Genomic DNA, 15,246 nt, shown 5'->3' with positions numbered 1-15,246 from the left:
CACCTACCGTCGACAGCGCCCGAGTCCGCCGCTCAATGGTTCGGCAGATGCGCCCCCAGATGCTTGCCGGCGATGTATCCGAAGGTCATGCCGGGACCGAGCGTGCCGCCCGCACCGCCATAGACATCGCCCAGCACAGCCGCCATCGCATTGCCAGCCGCGTAGAGGCCGGGGATCGCATTGCCCTGCCAGTCGACCACCTGCCCATCGGCATTGGTCTTGGGGCCTCCCGCCGTCCCCAGGGCACCCGCCTCCATCTTCACCGCATAGAAAGGCGGCTTGTCGATCACGCCCAATGTGCGGAAGGGCGGCTCGAACTCCATGTCGCCCCACATGTAGAAATTGTCATAGCTATTGTCGCCGCGATTGAACTCGTCGTCATGGCCGTTACGGACCATGGCGTTGAAGCGGTCGACCTGCGCACACAGCCCCTCGGCTTCTATGCCCGCGATCTGCGCCAGTTCCTCCAGCGTGTCGGCCTTCATCGCAAAGGCGGGCGCAGGCGCGCCGGGCGCGGCATTGAACAGATGATATTTGTCCTTGTAGCGCTGATCGAGGATCAACCAGTAGGGCAGGTTCGCATAGCTGTGCGTTCCCGCATCGAAGGCGTGCAGCGACTTGCCGAGCGCATTGTAGTTGGCGGCCTCGTTGACGAAGCGCTGCCCCTTGCGATTGACCAATATGGCGCCCGGCCGGGCACGCTCGTCGGAACCGAGCAGATAATTGGGCTTGGCCGCGCGGTGCTGCGGTTTGAACTCCAGCGTGCTCTGCATCCAGTAGGCGTTCTGCATATTGGCGACCTGCGCGCCGGCCTCGATCGCCATCAGCAGACCGTCGCCTTCATTTTCGGGAACGCTCACCGGACCGGTCAGCGGACCGCGCAGGAAGCTCTTCACCAGCGTCTCGTTCCACTCGAAGCCACCGGTGGCGATGACCACGCCCCGCCTCGCGCGAACATGGATGGTACGGCCATTCGCATCTTCGGCGATCACGCCGACGACCCGGTCGCCGTCCTTGACCAGGCGGCGGGCGCGCGTCTCGAACTCCACCGGTATGTTCCGCTCGATTACCGCCAGGAACAGCGATCCCGCCAGCGCCTGCCCCAGTCCGCGATAGTCGCCCGTCTCGCGCTCGGCGAGGGTTTCCTCATCGAGCGTCCCGCGCGTCGCCTCCATCAGGCTGCCGCGCAGCGGGTAGGCCATCTTGCTCGGATTGACGCGCGACGACCATTGGCCGAGCCGTGCGAAGGAAAAGGCCGCATTGTCGAGCGATCGCCCACCGTCGGGCTTCGCGCCCGGCGCATAAGGCTGATAGTCCGGGAAATCGGTAAAAGCGTGGAGCCGCACCGGCGTCTTCTCGTCGAGATAGCGGAGCATTTCGGGACCGTTCTGCATGAACGCCCACAAAGTCTCGGGATCGAGCGCTCCCGGCGCGAGCGAGTCGAGATAGGTGACGATCTCCTCGTCCGAATCCGCGATCCCGGCCGCCTGCTGGTGGTGATTGTTGGGGATCCACAACATCCCGCCCGACATGGCGGTGGTGCCGCCCACCATGCCCGAGCGTTCGAGGATCACGACATCCTTCGCCCCGAAATCATGGGCAGTGATCGCAGCGGTCATCGCTGCTCCGCCCGATCCCAGGACGACCACGTCCGCTTCCCGGTCCCACGCAACCGCTCCAGCCACGACCCTCTCCTCACCGATCTTGTCGGCGGGATTTTAATACAACCCGTGTTTTATAAAACTATGACCAGTATCAGGTCGCGTCGCGGCGGCAGGCGGTTAGCGAAGCGCCTTCACCTCTTCGGCGGTAACAGCATCGTTATAGCTGTTGCCGAAGTGGGTCCGGACATAGTTGACCACATCGGCCACCTGCTGGTCGCTCATCATCCGGCCCACGGCAGGCATGCCGTTCATCCCGTTGAGCAGGATGTACACCGGATAGCCGCTGGCCTCGAGCTTCGGATTGCCCGCGAGCGCCGGATAGAAACCTGCCCCGGTCGACACCCCCTCGCCCTTCGGCATATGGCAACCGGCACAGACCCGGCGGTACATTGCCTCGCCATTGGGTTCGCTAAATTTCGCGCCGGTGACGAAGGCGCCGTCGGCGTCGCCTGCCGGGCCGCTCTGCGCGACCGCCGCGACGGCGCCACCCGCCGCCAGCACCAGCGCCGCGAGACGAAGAACGGAAATGCTCTTGCTCATGCTCTGTCCCTTCACGCCGCCTGAACGCGCTGATGCAGCCGCCCGATCGCATCGAGCGCGGAGGTTATCCCGCCCTCCTGCCAGCCGCCGACATAGGAAGCATGCTCACCCGCCAGCACGATGCGCCCGTCGAGCTGGCACAGATTCTTGTAATGCTGGGCGCGACTTTCCTCGGTCCAGATGCCGAAACAGCCTTGCGTCCAGGGCACGCGGTGCCAGCCGACCGACACGCCGCTGACGAACTCCTCGCGATATTGCGGGTGGATCTGCGCGCCCCATTCGAGCGTGCGGCGCACCCGCTCCTCGGGCGGCAGGCTGGTATATTCATAGGCATAGGCGCCATAGGCATAGGCTGCGAGCAGCGTACCCGGCCCCTTCGAGCCGTAATTGTAACTGGGATAGCTGATCTGCCCGATCGGAAGATCGGTAGTGGTGATGCCGCCGTAGATCTGCTCGTCCTGCTCCCAGAAGCGCCGTTTGAACTCGATGCCGGTCTTGAGGCCCGGCAGGTAGGGCACGGCATGGATCGCCGCATTCAGATCCGGGCCGACGTTCATCTCGATCTGGCTGAGGATCGACAGCGGGATCGTGCAGATGCACCAGTCGGCCTTGGCCGTGAGCTTGTCGCCCTTGATCGTGTCGACATAGTCGACCGTCACGCCACTCTCGGACTGGCGGATCGCCTTCACCTTGCTGTTCAGCCGCACGAGATGACCGACGGCGCGCTCATAGCCCTTGGCGACCTGCTCCATGCCGCCCACCGGCTGGAAGATCGCATGTTGGTGGTCGTTGGTCAGATGCTGGCCGATACCGCGCCACAGGCCGGATTTCAGCACCGTCGACAGGTCGAGCGGATCAGACGGGATCGGCTCGGCCGTCAGCCCGCCACCGGGATTCTTCTTCCATCCGCGCCGGCCCGAAGATTCCGGGCCCTGTACATAGCGATAGCTGGAATCGAGCGCCCCCCAGCTCTTCAGCGCCTCCAGCAGGATCGCGCTGTCCTCGGCGCTGACCTCATCGGTCAGCGCGCTCTTCTTCACCGACTTGGCGAGCAGCTCGCCGACATGGCCGTAAAAGTCGGCCTGGATCGTGCTGTAGCGCTGCGGCTTGCCGCCGAAGGCCTTGGTCGAGTGGAGATAGGCGTTGTAGTTGAGCTGCTGGAACGGCTCGAGCGCGACGCCCAGCTGCTGGCAATAATGCATGATCCCGCGATGTTGCCAGGGGATGCGCCAGGGGCCCGGATTGATGTAATTGCCCGAGGCGAAAGTGCATTTCTGGGTAGCGCCGCCCAGCTCGGTGTAGGTGTCGCCGCCCTTGAGCGTCCAGCAGCGCCCGCCGATGCGGTCGTTATACTCGAGCACCTGAACCTTGTAGCCCGCACGGCTAAGCTCCAGCGCCGCCGTCATCCCGGCGACGCCCGCGCCGAGGATCAGAACCGACGCCCCTTTCGCGCCGCCGGCCAGATCGATCGGGCCCTTGAAGGGCGTCGGCGCGGCGTGGCCGAGGCTCGACATCGCCATATACATGGCGGACGCCCCGCCTGCCTTGCCGATCAGCGCCAGCAGGTCCCGCTTGGTCATGCCCCCGACTTGCTCTTCGGCCATTATTTTCCCCGTATCAGGCACCGGAAGGCGCTCTGTGGGGTCAGTCTCGGGAGGAAAGCCGAAGCTGTTGATACGCCATCATGCGTATTGCGAGCGGGCCGTCCGACGAGACCGTCGTTCAGCCCGCCCGTCCGCGTCGGGCACGCCAGCGTTCCACGAGTTGATGGACCAGAATGAAACCCAGCGGGATGTAGAAGATCGCGAGGATCGTGGCCGAGAGCATCCCGCCCAGGACCGACGTACCGATTGCGATGCGGCTGTTTGCGCCAGGCCCGGTCGCCACCACCAGCGGCAGCACGCCGAAAATGAAGGCCGAGCTGGTCATCAGGATCGGCCGCAGGCGGATGCGGGCGGCATCGAGCACCGCCTCGACCGCGCCACGCCCTTCGCGGACCGACCGCTCGGCAAACTCGATCATCAGGATGGCGTTCTTGGCGGCGAGCCCCATCGTCGTCACCAGCCCGATCTGCAGATAGACGTCGTTCTGCAATCCGCGGAAGGACACCGCCAGGATCGCACCGAGCAGCCCCAGCGGAATGACGAACAGCACGGCGACGGGCACCGACCAGCTTTCGTACAGGCCGGCGAGACATAGAAACACTACCAGCAGCGCGAGGGCGTAGAGGATGCCCGACTGCCCGCCCGCCAGCCGCTCCTGAAAGGACGCGCCCGCCCAGGCGAGCGAGACCCCCGGATATTTGGCGATGATCGCCTCGATCGCGGCCATCGCCTGCCCCGAACTGGAGCCCGGTGCCGCCTGGCCGTTGATCTCGAAATTGGGGATGCCGTTGAACCGGCTCAGCGAGGTCGGCGCCTGATTCCAGGAAATGGCGGCGAAGGCCGAGAAGGGCACCATCTGCCCCGCATTGCCGCGCACCTGCCACAGACCGACATCTTCGGGCCGCGAGCGGAAGGGTGCATCGGCCTGGACATAGACCCGCTTGACCCGTCCGCGGTCGACGAAATCATTGACGTAGCGGCCGCCCCACGCCGCGGCGAGGGTGGCGTTGGCGTCTGCGACCGACACGCCCAGCGCCGACAGCTTCTGGTTATCGGTCGTGATGCGCAGCGTCGGCTGGTCGGGCAAGGTGGTCAGCCGCACATTGGTCAGCAGCGGATCGGCGCGCGCCTCCGCCAGCACCTGGTCGCGAATGGCGACGAAGGCGTCGCGAGGCAGCCCACCACTGTTCTGCAATTCGGCGGTGAAGCCCGAAGACTGGCCGAGCCCGCGCACCACCGAAGGCACGATCGCGTAAAACTCCAGATCGCGATAGCCTCCCAGCGCACGGGTAGCGCGCGCGGCAATCGCGTTCGCGGTGCGCGCCGCGCCGGGGCGGTCGTCCCAGTTGACGAGCGACATGAAGCCGCGCCCGGCATTCTGGCCGCTGGCGCTGCCGCCGCTGCCGGCGCCCGCAACGGTCAGCAGCGTCTTGATGTTCTTGCTCTCCTGACCGAGCAGATAATCCTCGATCTGCCGCTGGGCGGCGCGGGTCCGCTCCAGCGTGGCGCCCGAGGGCAACGTATATTGCAGCTGTGCGAACCCCTGGTCCTCGCTCGGGAGAAAGCCGGTCGGCAGACGCACGAACAGCAGGGCGAGGATAAGGATCATGGCCCCGTATAGGACCATCGCACCGCGCCGGCGGCCGATCGTCCAGCTCAGCCGTGCATGATAGCGATCCGCCAGTCGGTTGAAGCGCGGCTCGAACCAGTGATGAAAGGCGAGGCTCCACCGTGCGAACCGGCCCGTGCCCTCGCCGCCATCTTCACGCGGCTTGAGGATGGTCGAGGTGAGCGCGGGACTGAGGATCAGCGCGACCAGCACCGACAGCGCCATCGCCGACACGATCGTAACCGAGAATTGGCGATAGATGACGCCGGTCGATCCCCCGAAGAAGGCCATCGGCAGAAACACCGCCGACAGGACCAACGCTATCGCCACCAGCGCGCCCTGTATCTCCTGCATCGACAGGATCGTAGCTTCGCGCGGGGACATGCCCGGATTTTCGTGCATCAGCCGCTCGACATTCTCGACCACCACGATCGCGTCGTCGACCAGCAGGCCGATCGCCAGCACCATGCCGAACAGGGTGAGCGTGTTGATCGAATAGCCGACCATGGCGAGAACCGCGAAGGTACCCAGCAGGACGACCGGAACCGCGATCGCCGGGATCAGCGTCGCGCGCCAGCTCTGCAGGAAGATGAAGATGACGAGAACGACCAGCACGACCGCCTCGAACAGCGTGTGCACCACATCCTCGACCGACTTCTCGAGAAAGGCGGTGGTGTCGTTGGCATAGGCATAGGAAAAGCCCGGCGGAAAATTCTTCACCTGCTTCTCGAACTCGGCCTTCACCAGCCGCGCGGTAACGAGTGCATCGGCACCGGGGGCGAGCGAGATGCCCATGCCGGCACCGGGGTGCCGGTTGACCCGGCTGACGACATTGTAGCTCTCGGCCCCCAGTTCGATCCGGGCGACATCCGACAGCAGCACCGATGCGCCGTCCGCCGACGACTTGACGACGATCCGCGCGAATTCCTCAGGCGAGGTCAGCCGCGACTGCGCCGTGATGGTGGCGTTGAGCAGTTGGCCGGCCGGGCTCGGCAAGCCGCCGACCACGCCCGCCGCCACCTCGACATTCTGCGACGCGACTGCCTGGATCACATCCCCCGGCATCAACGCATTGGCCGCCAGCTTGTTGGGATCCAGCCAGATGCGCATCGCATATTGGGTGCCGAAGACGGTCGTCTGGCCGACACCGGGGATGCGGCCGATCGGATCCTGCAGCCGTGAGACCATGAAGTCGGCCACGTCGATGTTGGTCGACCGGTCGGTGGTATCGAAGATGGTCGCGATCAACAGCTGATCGGGATTGGATTTGGTGACGGTGACGCCCTGTTCCTGCACCGCCTGGGGCAGCCGCCCCATCGCCTGCTGGACCTTGTTCTGGACCTGCACCTGAGCGATGTCGGGATTGGTGCCCTTTTCGAACACGACGGTAAGTTGGACCTGCCCCTGCGCGCTGGAGGTAGCGCTGAAATAGAGCAGCCCGTCGATACCGGTCAGTTGCTGCTCGATAACCTGCGTCACGCTGGTTTCCAGCGTGGTCGCCGACGCGCCCGGATAGGTCGCGTTGACGTTCACCTGGGGCGGAGCGATGTCCGGAAATTGCTCGATCGACATCGTCGTCAGCGCCACCACGCCGACGAGGATGGTGATGATCGCGACGACGCAGGCCAGGATCGGCCGGGCTATGAAAAAGCGGGACATGCCGTCAGCGCGCCGTCTTGTCCTTGGCCGGCTTCGGCCGTTGCGGCGTCGTGTCGGGCACCGGCTTCACGGGCTGATCGGGTCGCGCCTTGCCGAGCCCCTGAGTGATCAGCTTGTCGCCGGGTTTCAGGCCGGTGGTGACGACCCAGTCGCTGCCTACGGTGCGCTCTGCGGTGACCAACCTCTGTTCGGCCTTGTTCCCCTTGCCCACCAGCAGCACCTGCGCCCGCCCCTGCGCATCGCGGCCGAGCGCGCTCTGAGGCACCAGCATGACCTGCCGCTGGATGCCCTTCTCCAGCATCGCGCGGACGAACATTCCGGGCAGCAGCAGATTGTCGGAATTGGCAAAGCGCGCCCGCAAGGTCACAGTGCTGGTTCCCGTCGCCACCGATACCTCGGTGAACTGCAGCCGCCCGACAACGGGATAGACCTCGCCATCGTCGAGCTTCAGCCGCACGGCCACGCCCATGCCCTGCCCGCCGCGCAGCGCGAGCCGCCGAAGCCGGAAGAGATCGGTCGCATTTTGCTGGATGTCGACATTGATCGGATCGAGCACGCTGATCCGCGCCATCGGATCGACCTGGTTGACGCTTACCAGTGCGCCCTCGGTCAGCAGCGACCGGCCGATAATGCCGGATACCGGCGCCGGGACTGTGGTGAAGCGCAGATTGATGCGCGCGGTTTCCAGCGCGGCCCGGTTCTGTGCGACGGCTGCAGCCGCCTGCTGCGACGTCGCAACGGCATCATCGAAGTCCTGCTGCGAGACCGCCTGAACAGAGGCGAGCGGGGTCAGCCGGTCGGCGCGCTTGCGGCTCGCCTTCGCCAGCGCCTCGGCGGCGGCCAGGTTGGCCGACGCCTGCTGGACCGCAGCGCGGTAGAGGCTCGGATCGATCTCATAGAGCGGCTGCCCCGCGCGGACGAATTGCCCCTCCTCGAACAGGCGGCGCCGGACCACGCCGGTAATCTGCGGGCGGACCTCGGCCTCCCTGACGGCGGTCGTACGGCCGGGCAGTTCGGCCTCATAGGGCACGTCCTGAAATTGGAGCACCCGGTAGCCCACCTCGGGCGGCCCCTTGTCGCGCTGCTCACGTCCGCCGCAGCCGGCGAGCGACAGCAGGACGAACGCGACCAGCAGGGCCGGGCGGCGACGGTGCGACGGTTCAATAATCGGTGCGGGCTTCAAGGTTGGTCTCTACTTGCGCGCGCTCGGTCCAGAGCGTGCGGAGTTGCTTGCGGGAAATAAGGTCGATCTGATCGCCGCGATGGGACGAGCCGGGCTGGCTGCTGTTGCCGTAGCTCATCACGCCCATGGCGCGCGCCTTGGGGCCGAACTCGATCATGGCAACCCAGGTCTCGCCCGCGACCGGCGTCCGCCGGCCGTTACGGAGCGGGCCCCAGGTGATCGTGCGGAAAACCCCCAGATTGCCGAAACCGCCATTGCCTGGCCGGTCGACATCGCCGACCGCAAAGCGCGACACCTCGCCGAAGGGGCGATCGAGCGCGCCATGGTCGGCGATGGTCGTCTCGGCTGCCTGTTTCAGATGGCGCAGCGCCACGGCCATGTCGGCGATGCCGTCGGGGGTGTCTATCGGGGCCGCCGCGTCCCAACGCCTTGCGAAGGACGCATCGTCGGCAAGGCGCGTTCCCATGAACAGCCGCGCCCAATTCTCGAACAGCAGCGCCCCCCGGGACTCCGCCTCGAAGCGGCCATCCCAGGCGGCAAGCACCGCGCCTGCGTTGCGGATGAGCGGATCGGCCGAACCTAAAGCTGCCGGCAGCAGCGCAGGCAGCACCCGCCCTGCCAACAGCGCGGTCGTGTCATGCTTGCGCGCGACGAGATCGTCGAAGCTCAACCGGCCGGGGCCGCGCAACTGGCGGACCGACATCTGCGCGCGCATCGACATGGGCCCTGCCGGCGCGACATAGGCAGGGAAATCCGACGCGCGATAGGGCTGCGGCCAGGTCGGCGTCCAGGGGGGATCATTGGCGTTCTGGACGAAGCCCGACGGCGGGTCGATGACCTTGGGCAGATCGTCATAGCTGTGGATCGCGCTGACCAGCGTGTCGGAACGGTCGCCCGCCACAGGCTTGGACCACTGCGCGAAATCCCCCTGCCCCCGGCGCGGCAAGATGCCATTGTCCATGTATAATATGTGGCCGTCGCGGTCGGCATAGACGATGTTGAACATCGGTATCTGCATCCGCCGCAGGATCCCGACAAACTCGTCGAGGCCGGACGCCCGCGCCATATCGAAATATTGCTGGAGCATGCCCGGCCGGTCGAGCCCGGCGACATGGACCGCGACCATGCTGCCGTCGGCCAGCCTGAAGGCCGGCCCGTGGACGGTCGAGCGGATCGTCAGCTGCTCGGTTCGCAACCTGCCATCCGGCTCGCGCACCAGCAGGTCGCGCTCGCGCGTCTCGAAGGGGCGGATCTTGCCGTCGAACAGATAGCCGCCCTCGCGCAGGGTCAGGCGGTAGCTGGTCGATCCCTGAATCGTGTTGACCGTGTTGGTGAAGCCGATCTTGTCGGTGAAGGCGAAGCGGATGATCGGCAGGCCGACCTGCGTCGCGCCGTAAATTGAGAATCCGGGCGCGCTGACCTGCGCCTCATAATAGGTGTACTGGCCCGGCTCCCAGGGCAGATGCGGATTGGCGAGCAGCATCGCCCGCCCGCTGGCCGAGCGCGCCGGTGCCACCGCCCAGGCATTCGACCCGCCGGCCGGCTCCTCCCCCAATGTCCGCTGGGGGGACGCAATATAGACATAGTTCACCAGCCGCAGGGCGTGCGCGATCACGTCAGTGCCCGTGACCGGCAGCACGCGCCGTACTTCGCTATCGAGCGCCTCGGGATGGGCCGCCGCATAGGCGTTGATGCCGGCCGCGAAAGCGTCGAGATCGGCGCGGAAGCCGGGCGTCTGCAGCCTATACCACTCCGCCGCCCGCTCCGGGATGCCGTGCGACAGGGTCCAGCGATCCTCGGCGACATGCGCGGCGCCCCAATATTCGGCGCCACGGCCCCGGGCGAGGCCGTAGAGCCGCAGGATCACGTCGCCATGGCTGTGCGCCTGCGCCCATCCGAAACCGCGAAAGGCGTCAGCCTCGCTCTGCGCATAGATATGGGGCACGCCGTAGCGGTCCCAGAGGATTTCGCCGTGCCGGCCTGCGGCATGAGCAGTCCCACCGAGGGCCAGACAGACGATGATACTGATTTCGCGAGAAAATCTTACACCTTTACTTGGAGGGTGCTTGCGCAACAGCGGGATCGTCATCGCCGCCTCCTCTGCGATGCAGCATGAAATCGCCGGTAATTTCCGAAAAAAATGGCGGATTTCTGCGGCGCAGCAACGTATTTGGCTTGTCGGGAAGCGCCAGCGGACCTATGTCGGCGACAAGCGCATAGAGAACGCTTTACAGGACCAACGTTCCGGAAACGGGAGAGTCGATTAATTCCCGGACCGGTCCCACGGCTCCTGATGAAATTTTCAGCGTAAATAAAAATAACGTTATTACAAAACGATAAAGATTGTTTGCAGGAGTAATTGCTATGAAGAACTTGGTTGTCGCACTGTCGGCGGCTTGCCTTCTGGCGCTGCCCGTCGCCGTTTCGGCCGAAGGCCGTCAGCCGGTGTCGTTCAAGACGTCGGTCGAAGGTGTCAATCTGCTCGATCCCGTCGCGGTCGAACAGTTCCGGAACCGCATGACGCGGGAAATCGCCGCCATGTGCGAGCCCGAAGATCGCGTCGGCGGCGATGGTCAGCCCGATTGGCGCTGCCGTCGCGAGATGACTGCCAGCCTCGACGCGGCGCTCCGCTCGGCCGGAGAGAACAACTCGGTCCGCGTCGCAGCGAACTGAGATTGCCGTTCGAGAACGGACGGGCTCGAGCCTAAGGAAGGACCTCCGATACGCGCGTATCGGAGGTCCTTCTTCATATGGGGGTTCCCCTCCCGCAAGGCCAACGCTCGATCCGGCGCGCATCGGTGATCCTAGGCCGCCAGGGCCCGCTGGTGCAGTCGGGTGATGGCGTCGATCGAGGACAGCAGCGCTCCCTCCTGCCAGCAGCCATAATAGGAGGCATGTTCGCCAGCGAGGATGATGCGTCCGTCGAGCGACACCAGATTCTGATAATGCTCCTTGCGCGTCGCCTCGGTCCAGGTCGCGCAACAGCCAAGGATCCAGGGCTGGCGCGCCCAGGCGAAGGAAGCGCCATTCATAAATTCCTTGCGGAACTCCGGGTGGAACAGCGAGCCCTGCTCGAGCGCCGCCTCCATGCGCTGTTCGTGGGTCATGCCCGCGATCATGAAGCCGCCCGGGCCACCCGACAGCGACGTCAGCATGCCCGGCGCGTCACGGAAGAAGTCGAAATTGGGATAGGACAGCGTACCGATCGACGGATGGTCGGAGAAGCTGTGGCCGCCATATATGGAGTAATCCTCCTCCCAGAAGCGGCGGCGCATCTCGAGCCCCATCTTGGCCGAGCTCGAATAAGGCAGCGCCTTGATCGCCGCCTTCTTCGGATCGCTCACCTGGATGTCGATCTGGTTGAGGATGCTCGTCGGCAGCGTGCACACGCACCAGTCGGCCTTGGCCTCGCCTTTCTGCCCGGTCTTCGCATCTTCCCAGCCGACGCTGACGCCCTTCGGTCCCTGCGCGATCTTCACGACCTTGCTGTTGTAGCGGATCATCTCGCCCAGCTGCTTGGCGAAGGCCTTGCCGATCATGTCCATGCCGCCCTTCGGCTGGAACATCGTCGTCTGCATCACATAGTTGAAATAGAAGCCCATCTGCGACCAGACCTTCGAGGACAGCACGTCCCCCAGGCTGTTGATCTTCGACGGGGTCGGCGCACCACCGACGCCACCGCCCGGCGCGCGGTCATAGCCGCGCTGGGCCGATACCGCGATGCTGCTGTCATAGGCGAGGTCGGCATTGAGCACCCCCCATTCGCGCATCGCGACGAGGAGTTTTTCCTTGTCCTCCTTGCCCAATGTCGTGTCGAGAGCGCCCGCGTTGAGCGACTTCGACAACAGCTCGGACACATGGCCCTTGAAGTCGACCGCGAGTTCCCGATAGCGCTGCGGCTTGCCGCCGAACGCGTCCTTCCGGTGGACGAACACATTGTGGTTCATCTGGATGAACGGCTCGAGTTCCACCCCGAACGCCTTGCAATAATGGAGGATCGTCCGGTGATGGTGCGGGATGCGCCAAGGCCCCGGGTTCAGATAATTGCCGGGCGCGAAATTGACCGACTGGGTCGCGCCACCCACCTCGACGATCTTGTCACCCCCGCGCACCGTATAGTTCCGACCACCCGGACGGTCCTGATATTCGAGCAGCTGGACCTTGTAACCGGCCTTGGACAGCTCATAGGCCGCCACCAGTCCGGCGAGCCCCGCCCCCAGCACCAGCACGGACGCACCCGGCCGCGCGCCGCTCAGCTTGGGCGGCCCGGTGAACTGGGTTTCGGCCGCATGCCCCAGCGCCGTCATGGCCTGATACATCGCCATGCCGCCACCGACGCGGCCGATCATGGTCAGCCATTCGCGGCGCGTCTGCGGCGCCAGTTCGCTCAACATTGGCCGATCCCCCTCGATATTTCCACGGTCAATTGCAGGTCGTGCAGTCGGGAACCGCCCCAGCATTGCCCGCGCCGACGCGCTTGACGTCCTCGACCGTCACCGGGTCGGGGTAATTGTTGAAATGGCTGCGGACATAGGTCGCCACCGCCGCCATCTGCTCTGGTGTCAGCATGTCGGTGAACCAGGGCATGCCGCCCCGCCCCTTGAGCAGCAGGGTGATCGGATAGTCCTTGTCCTTGAGCTTGGGGTTGTTCGCGAGAGCCGGGATTGCCGCCCCCGCGCCGCCGCCGCCCTTGGCATCGGCCATGTGGCAGGCCTGACAGATCTGCTCATAGACCAGCTTGCCCTCGTTCGCGACCTGCACCGCGCTGACCCCGCCGGCAGAATCCTGCGCAGACGCGGATGCGGTCGCGATCAGTGCGACAACCGAGCTAGCCGCAATTGCGAGGAACGACCGTTCCAGACTCATGCAGCGAGGGCCTTCTGGTGGAGCCGCTCGATCGCATCGAGCGCGGAGAGCAGCGAGCCCTCCATCCAGCCGCCATAATAGGTCGCATGTTCGCCGGCGAGGACGATGCGTCCATCGAGCGCGACCAGATTCTGGTAGTGCGCTGCGCGACTTTCCTCGGTCCAGCGCGAGGTGCAGCCGAGGATCCAGGGCTGGCGGCTCCAGGCGAAGGAGACGCCGCTCGCATATTCCTTGCGATATTCTGCCGGGTGGAAGACCGAGCCCTGCGCCAGCGCCGCCTCGATCCGCTGTTCGGGCGTCATGCCGGTCAGCTGCAACGCCCCGGCATTGCTGGCGAAGGCACCGACCAGCACGGCCGGGCCATCCTGGAAGAAATTGTTGTTCGGATAGGACACCAGCCCGATCGCCTGATCGGTGAAGCTGTGCCCGCCATAGATCGAATAATCTTCTTCCCAGAAGCGCCGGCGCATCTCGAGGCCGATCTTGAGCTGGCCGTTATACGGCACGGCGCGGATCGCGGCCTTCATCTTGGGGCCGACCTGAACGTCGAGCTGGCTGAGGACCGGCAGCGGGATCGTGCAGACGCACCAGTCGGCCTTGGTCTCGCTCACCTGCCCGGTCTTCAGATCCTCCCAGCTGACGGTGACGCCCTTTGCGCCCTGCGCCACCTTGGTCACCTTGGCATTGTAGCGGATCATGGTGCCAAGCTGCTTGGCGAAGCCCTTGCCGATCATGTCCATGCCGCCCTTGGGCTGGAACATCGTCGTCTGCATCACATAGTTGAAGTAGAAGCCCATCTGCGTCCAGACATTGGACGCCAGCACGTCGCTGAGCCCGTTGACCTTGGACGGCGTGGGCGCGCCACCAACGCCACCGCCCGGCGGCTGGTCATAGCCGCGCTGGCCCGACACCTTCAGGCTGCTGGTATAAGCGAGCTTGTCGTCGAGCACGCCCCATTCGCGCATCGCCAGCAGGAGCTTTTCCTTGTCCTCCTTGCTGACCTTGTCGTCGAGCGCACCCGCGTTGAGCGACTTTGACAGCAGCTCCGAGACATGGCCCTTGAAGTCGACCGCAAGTTCCTTGTAGCGCTGCGGCTTGCCGCCGAAAGCGTCCTTACGATGGACAAACACATTGTGGTTCATCTGGACGAAGGGCTCGAGCTCGACCCCGAAGGCCTTGCAATAATGAAGCAGGGTGCGGTGATGGTGCGGGATGCGCCACGGGCCGGGGTTCAGATAATTGCCGGCCGAGAAGGTGCAGGTCTGCTCCGATCCGCCGACCTCGACCACCTTGTCCCCGCCGCGCACCGAATAATTCCGCCCGCCCGGGCGGTCCTGATATTCGAGGACCTGCACCTTGTAGCCGGCCTTTGCCAACTCATAGGCAGCAAGCATTCCGGCAAGCCCCGCGCCCAGCACGACCACCGAGGCCCCCGGCCGCGCGCCACTCAGCTTGGGCGGCCCCTTGAACTGGGTCTCTGCGGCATGGCCGAGCGCGGTCATCGCCTGGTAGAGCGCGACGCCACCGCCCATCCGACCGATCATGGTCAGGAGATCGCGGCGCGAAGGTCCGGAAGAAGTCTCTGTCATCGAACTACCTTTTCGGGCGGAACCGGGAAAGAAGGGATCAGGGTGCCTTGGCGGCAATGGCCTCGATCTCGACGAGGGTGGTCGGCCGGCCGAGCGCGGCGACCTGCACGGTCGAACGGGTCGGCTTGTTCGGCTGTTCGGGGGTGCCGAAGAAGGTCTTGAACACCTCGTTCATCGCCGGGGCGTCCATCCGCCCTTCGCGCTCGGGTACGCCGACGAGAAACACGGTCATCTTGACGATGTCGCCCATGCCGAGCCCGAGCTTTTCGAGCTGCGCTTTCATCTTGGTGAGGATCGACAGGGTCTGCGCCTTGGTGTCCCCGAACTCCTCGGGCTTGGCCGGATCAACGGGCGAGGCGGTGCTGCCCGACAGGAAAAAGAGCTTGGTCCCCGGCGGCACCATCGCGCTGCTTGCGATGACGGCGGTGGGGCTGGCCGACGTCCGTTCGACCTGAGCCTGAGCACCCGATGCCGCGAGGGCAAGAGCGAGGGCAGCGGTCGTGGCGAGCGTGCGGATCATGGCATGTCTCCT

General features: G+C 65.2%; 12 protein-coding genes. 2 read left to right on the top strand and 10 right to left on the bottom strand.

The features are described 5' to 3' along the window. Positions 1 to 32 precede the first annotated feature (32 nt). The 6 genes from ACNI3R_RS08645 to ACNI3R_RS08620 all read right to left on the bottom strand — a co-directional run bounded on the left by ACNI3R_RS08645 (position 33) and on the right by ACNI3R_RS08620 (position 10,204). Complete coding sequence (locus tag ACNI3R_RS08645; protein WP_426182038.1) at positions 33 to 1,685, bottom strand: FAD-binding protein; 1,653 nt, start codon at positions 1,683 to 1,685, stop codon at positions 33 to 35. Between the two features lie 96 nt (positions 1,686 to 1,781). Continuing rightward, entirely contained in the window at positions 1,782 to 2,204 is a 423-nt protein-coding gene (locus ACNI3R_RS08640) for a c-type cytochrome (protein ID WP_426182036.1), read from the bottom strand. Positions 2,205 to 2,215: 11 nt separating this feature from the next. Beyond that, positions 2,216 to 3,784, bottom strand: a complete 1,569-nt coding sequence (locus tag ACNI3R_RS08635; RefSeq protein ID WP_426182034.1) for a flavin monoamine oxidase family protein — start codon at positions 3,782 to 3,784, stop codon at positions 2,216 to 2,218. 142 nt (positions 3,785 to 3,926) lie between these two features. Then, positions 3,927 to 7,076 (bottom strand): efflux RND transporter permease subunit, encoded by a 3,150-nt coding sequence (locus tag ACNI3R_RS08630; protein WP_426182031.1) that lies wholly within the window; start codon positions 7,074 to 7,076, stop codon positions 3,927 to 3,929. Between the two features lie 4 nt (positions 7,077 to 7,080). After that, complete coding sequence (locus ACNI3R_RS08625) at positions 7,081 to 8,259, bottom strand: efflux RND transporter periplasmic adaptor subunit (protein WP_426182029.1); 1,179 nt, start codon at positions 8,257 to 8,259, stop codon at positions 7,081 to 7,083. After that, positions 8,237 to 10,204 carry a penicillin acylase family protein gene (locus tag ACNI3R_RS08620; RefSeq protein ID WP_426182027.1) on the bottom strand — a complete coding sequence of 656 codons (1,968 nt, stop codon included), beginning with the start codon at positions 10,202 to 10,204 and terminating at the stop codon, positions 8,237 to 8,239. The genes ACNI3R_RS08625 and ACNI3R_RS08620 overlap by 23 nt, the downstream gene beginning before the upstream one ends. 121 nt (positions 10,205 to 10,325) lie before the next feature. On the opposite strand from ACNI3R_RS08620, the gene ACNI3R_RS08615 reads away from it, so the two are divergent. Both ACNI3R_RS08615 and ACNI3R_RS08610 read left to right on the top strand, forming a co-directional pair. Beyond that, positions 10,326 to 10,526 (top strand): hypothetical protein, encoded by a 201-nt coding sequence (locus ACNI3R_RS08615; RefSeq protein ID WP_426182024.1) that lies wholly within the window; start codon positions 10,326 to 10,328, stop codon positions 10,524 to 10,526. A 97-nt stretch (positions 10,527 to 10,623) separates the two neighbouring features. Continuing rightward, positions 10,624 to 10,932: a UrcA family protein gene (locus ACNI3R_RS08610; RefSeq protein ID WP_426182022.1), complete on the top strand. Its 309-nt coding sequence runs from the start codon at positions 10,624 to 10,626 to the stop codon at positions 10,930 to 10,932. Between the two features lie 131 nt (positions 10,933 to 11,063). Here ACNI3R_RS08610 and ACNI3R_RS08605 read toward each other — a convergent pair whose 3' ends face one another. Genes ACNI3R_RS08605 through ACNI3R_RS08590 form a run of 4 tightly spaced genes read right to left on the bottom strand, consistent with a single transcriptional unit; the run spans position 11,064 to position 15,234 of the window. Further along, entirely contained in the window at positions 11,064 to 12,653 is a 1,590-nt protein-coding gene (locus ACNI3R_RS08605; RefSeq protein WP_426182020.1) for a flavin monoamine oxidase family protein, read from the bottom strand. A 28-nt stretch (positions 12,654 to 12,681) separates the two neighbouring features. Then, positions 12,682 to 13,125 carry a c-type cytochrome gene (locus tag ACNI3R_RS08600; RefSeq protein WP_426182017.1) on the bottom strand — a complete coding sequence of 148 codons (444 nt, stop codon included), beginning with the start codon at positions 13,123 to 13,125 and terminating at the stop codon, positions 12,682 to 12,684. Further along, on the bottom strand, positions 13,122 to 14,714 hold the full coding sequence (locus tag ACNI3R_RS08595; RefSeq protein WP_426182015.1) for a flavin monoamine oxidase family protein: 1,593 nt from the start codon (positions 14,712 to 14,714) through the stop codon (positions 13,122 to 13,124). The genes ACNI3R_RS08600 and ACNI3R_RS08595 overlap by 4 nt, the downstream gene beginning before the upstream one ends. Positions 14,715 to 14,751: 37 nt before the next feature. Further along, entirely contained in the window at positions 14,752 to 15,234 is a 483-nt protein-coding gene (locus tag ACNI3R_RS08590) for a Rid family hydrolase (RefSeq protein ID WP_426182012.1), read from the bottom strand. Positions 15,235 to 15,246: the final 12 nt, after the last annotated feature.

It is taken from the genome of Rhizorhabdus antheiae (assembly GCF_049889055.1).
In the GTDB taxonomy this organism is placed as follows: domain Bacteria; phylum Pseudomonadota; class Alphaproteobacteria; order Sphingomonadales; family Sphingomonadaceae; genus Rhizorhabdus.
Note: the sequence above shows the minus strand (reverse complement) of the source record. Positions and strands in the feature narration are given on the sequence as shown.

Excerpts from the sequence above, each read along its gene's own strand:
- ACNI3R_RS08640 (WP_426182036.1), bottom strand. The coding sequence starts at position 2,204 with ATGAGCAAGAGCATTTCCGTTCTTCGTCTCGCGGCGCTGGTGCTGGCG.
- ACNI3R_RS08635 (WP_426182034.1), bottom strand. The coding sequence starts at position 3,784 with ATGACCAAGCGGGACCTGCTGGCGCTGATCGGCAAGGCAGGCGGGGCG.
- ACNI3R_RS08630 (WP_426182031.1), bottom strand. The coding sequence starts at position 7,076 with ATGTCCCGCTTTTTCATAGCCCGGCCGATCCTGGCCTGCGTCGTCGCG.
- ACNI3R_RS08610 (WP_426182022.1), top strand. The coding sequence starts at position 10,624 with ATGAAGAACTTGGTTGTCGCACTGTCGGCGGCTTGCCTTCTGGCGCTG.
- ACNI3R_RS08605 (WP_426182020.1), bottom strand. The coding sequence starts at position 12,653 with ATGTTGAGCGAACTGGCGCCGCAGACGCGCCGCGAATGGCTGACCATG.
- ACNI3R_RS08600 (WP_426182017.1), bottom strand. The coding sequence starts at position 13,125 with ATGAGTCTGGAACGGTCGTTCCTCGCAATTGCGGCTAGCTCGGTTGTC.
- ACNI3R_RS08595 (WP_426182015.1), bottom strand. The coding sequence starts at position 14,714 with ATGACAGAGACTTCTTCCGGACCTTCGCGCCGCGATCTCCTGACCATG.
- ACNI3R_RS08590 (WP_426182012.1), bottom strand. The coding sequence starts at position 15,234 with ATGATCCGCACGCTCGCCACGACCGCTGCCCTCGCTCTTGCCCTCGCG.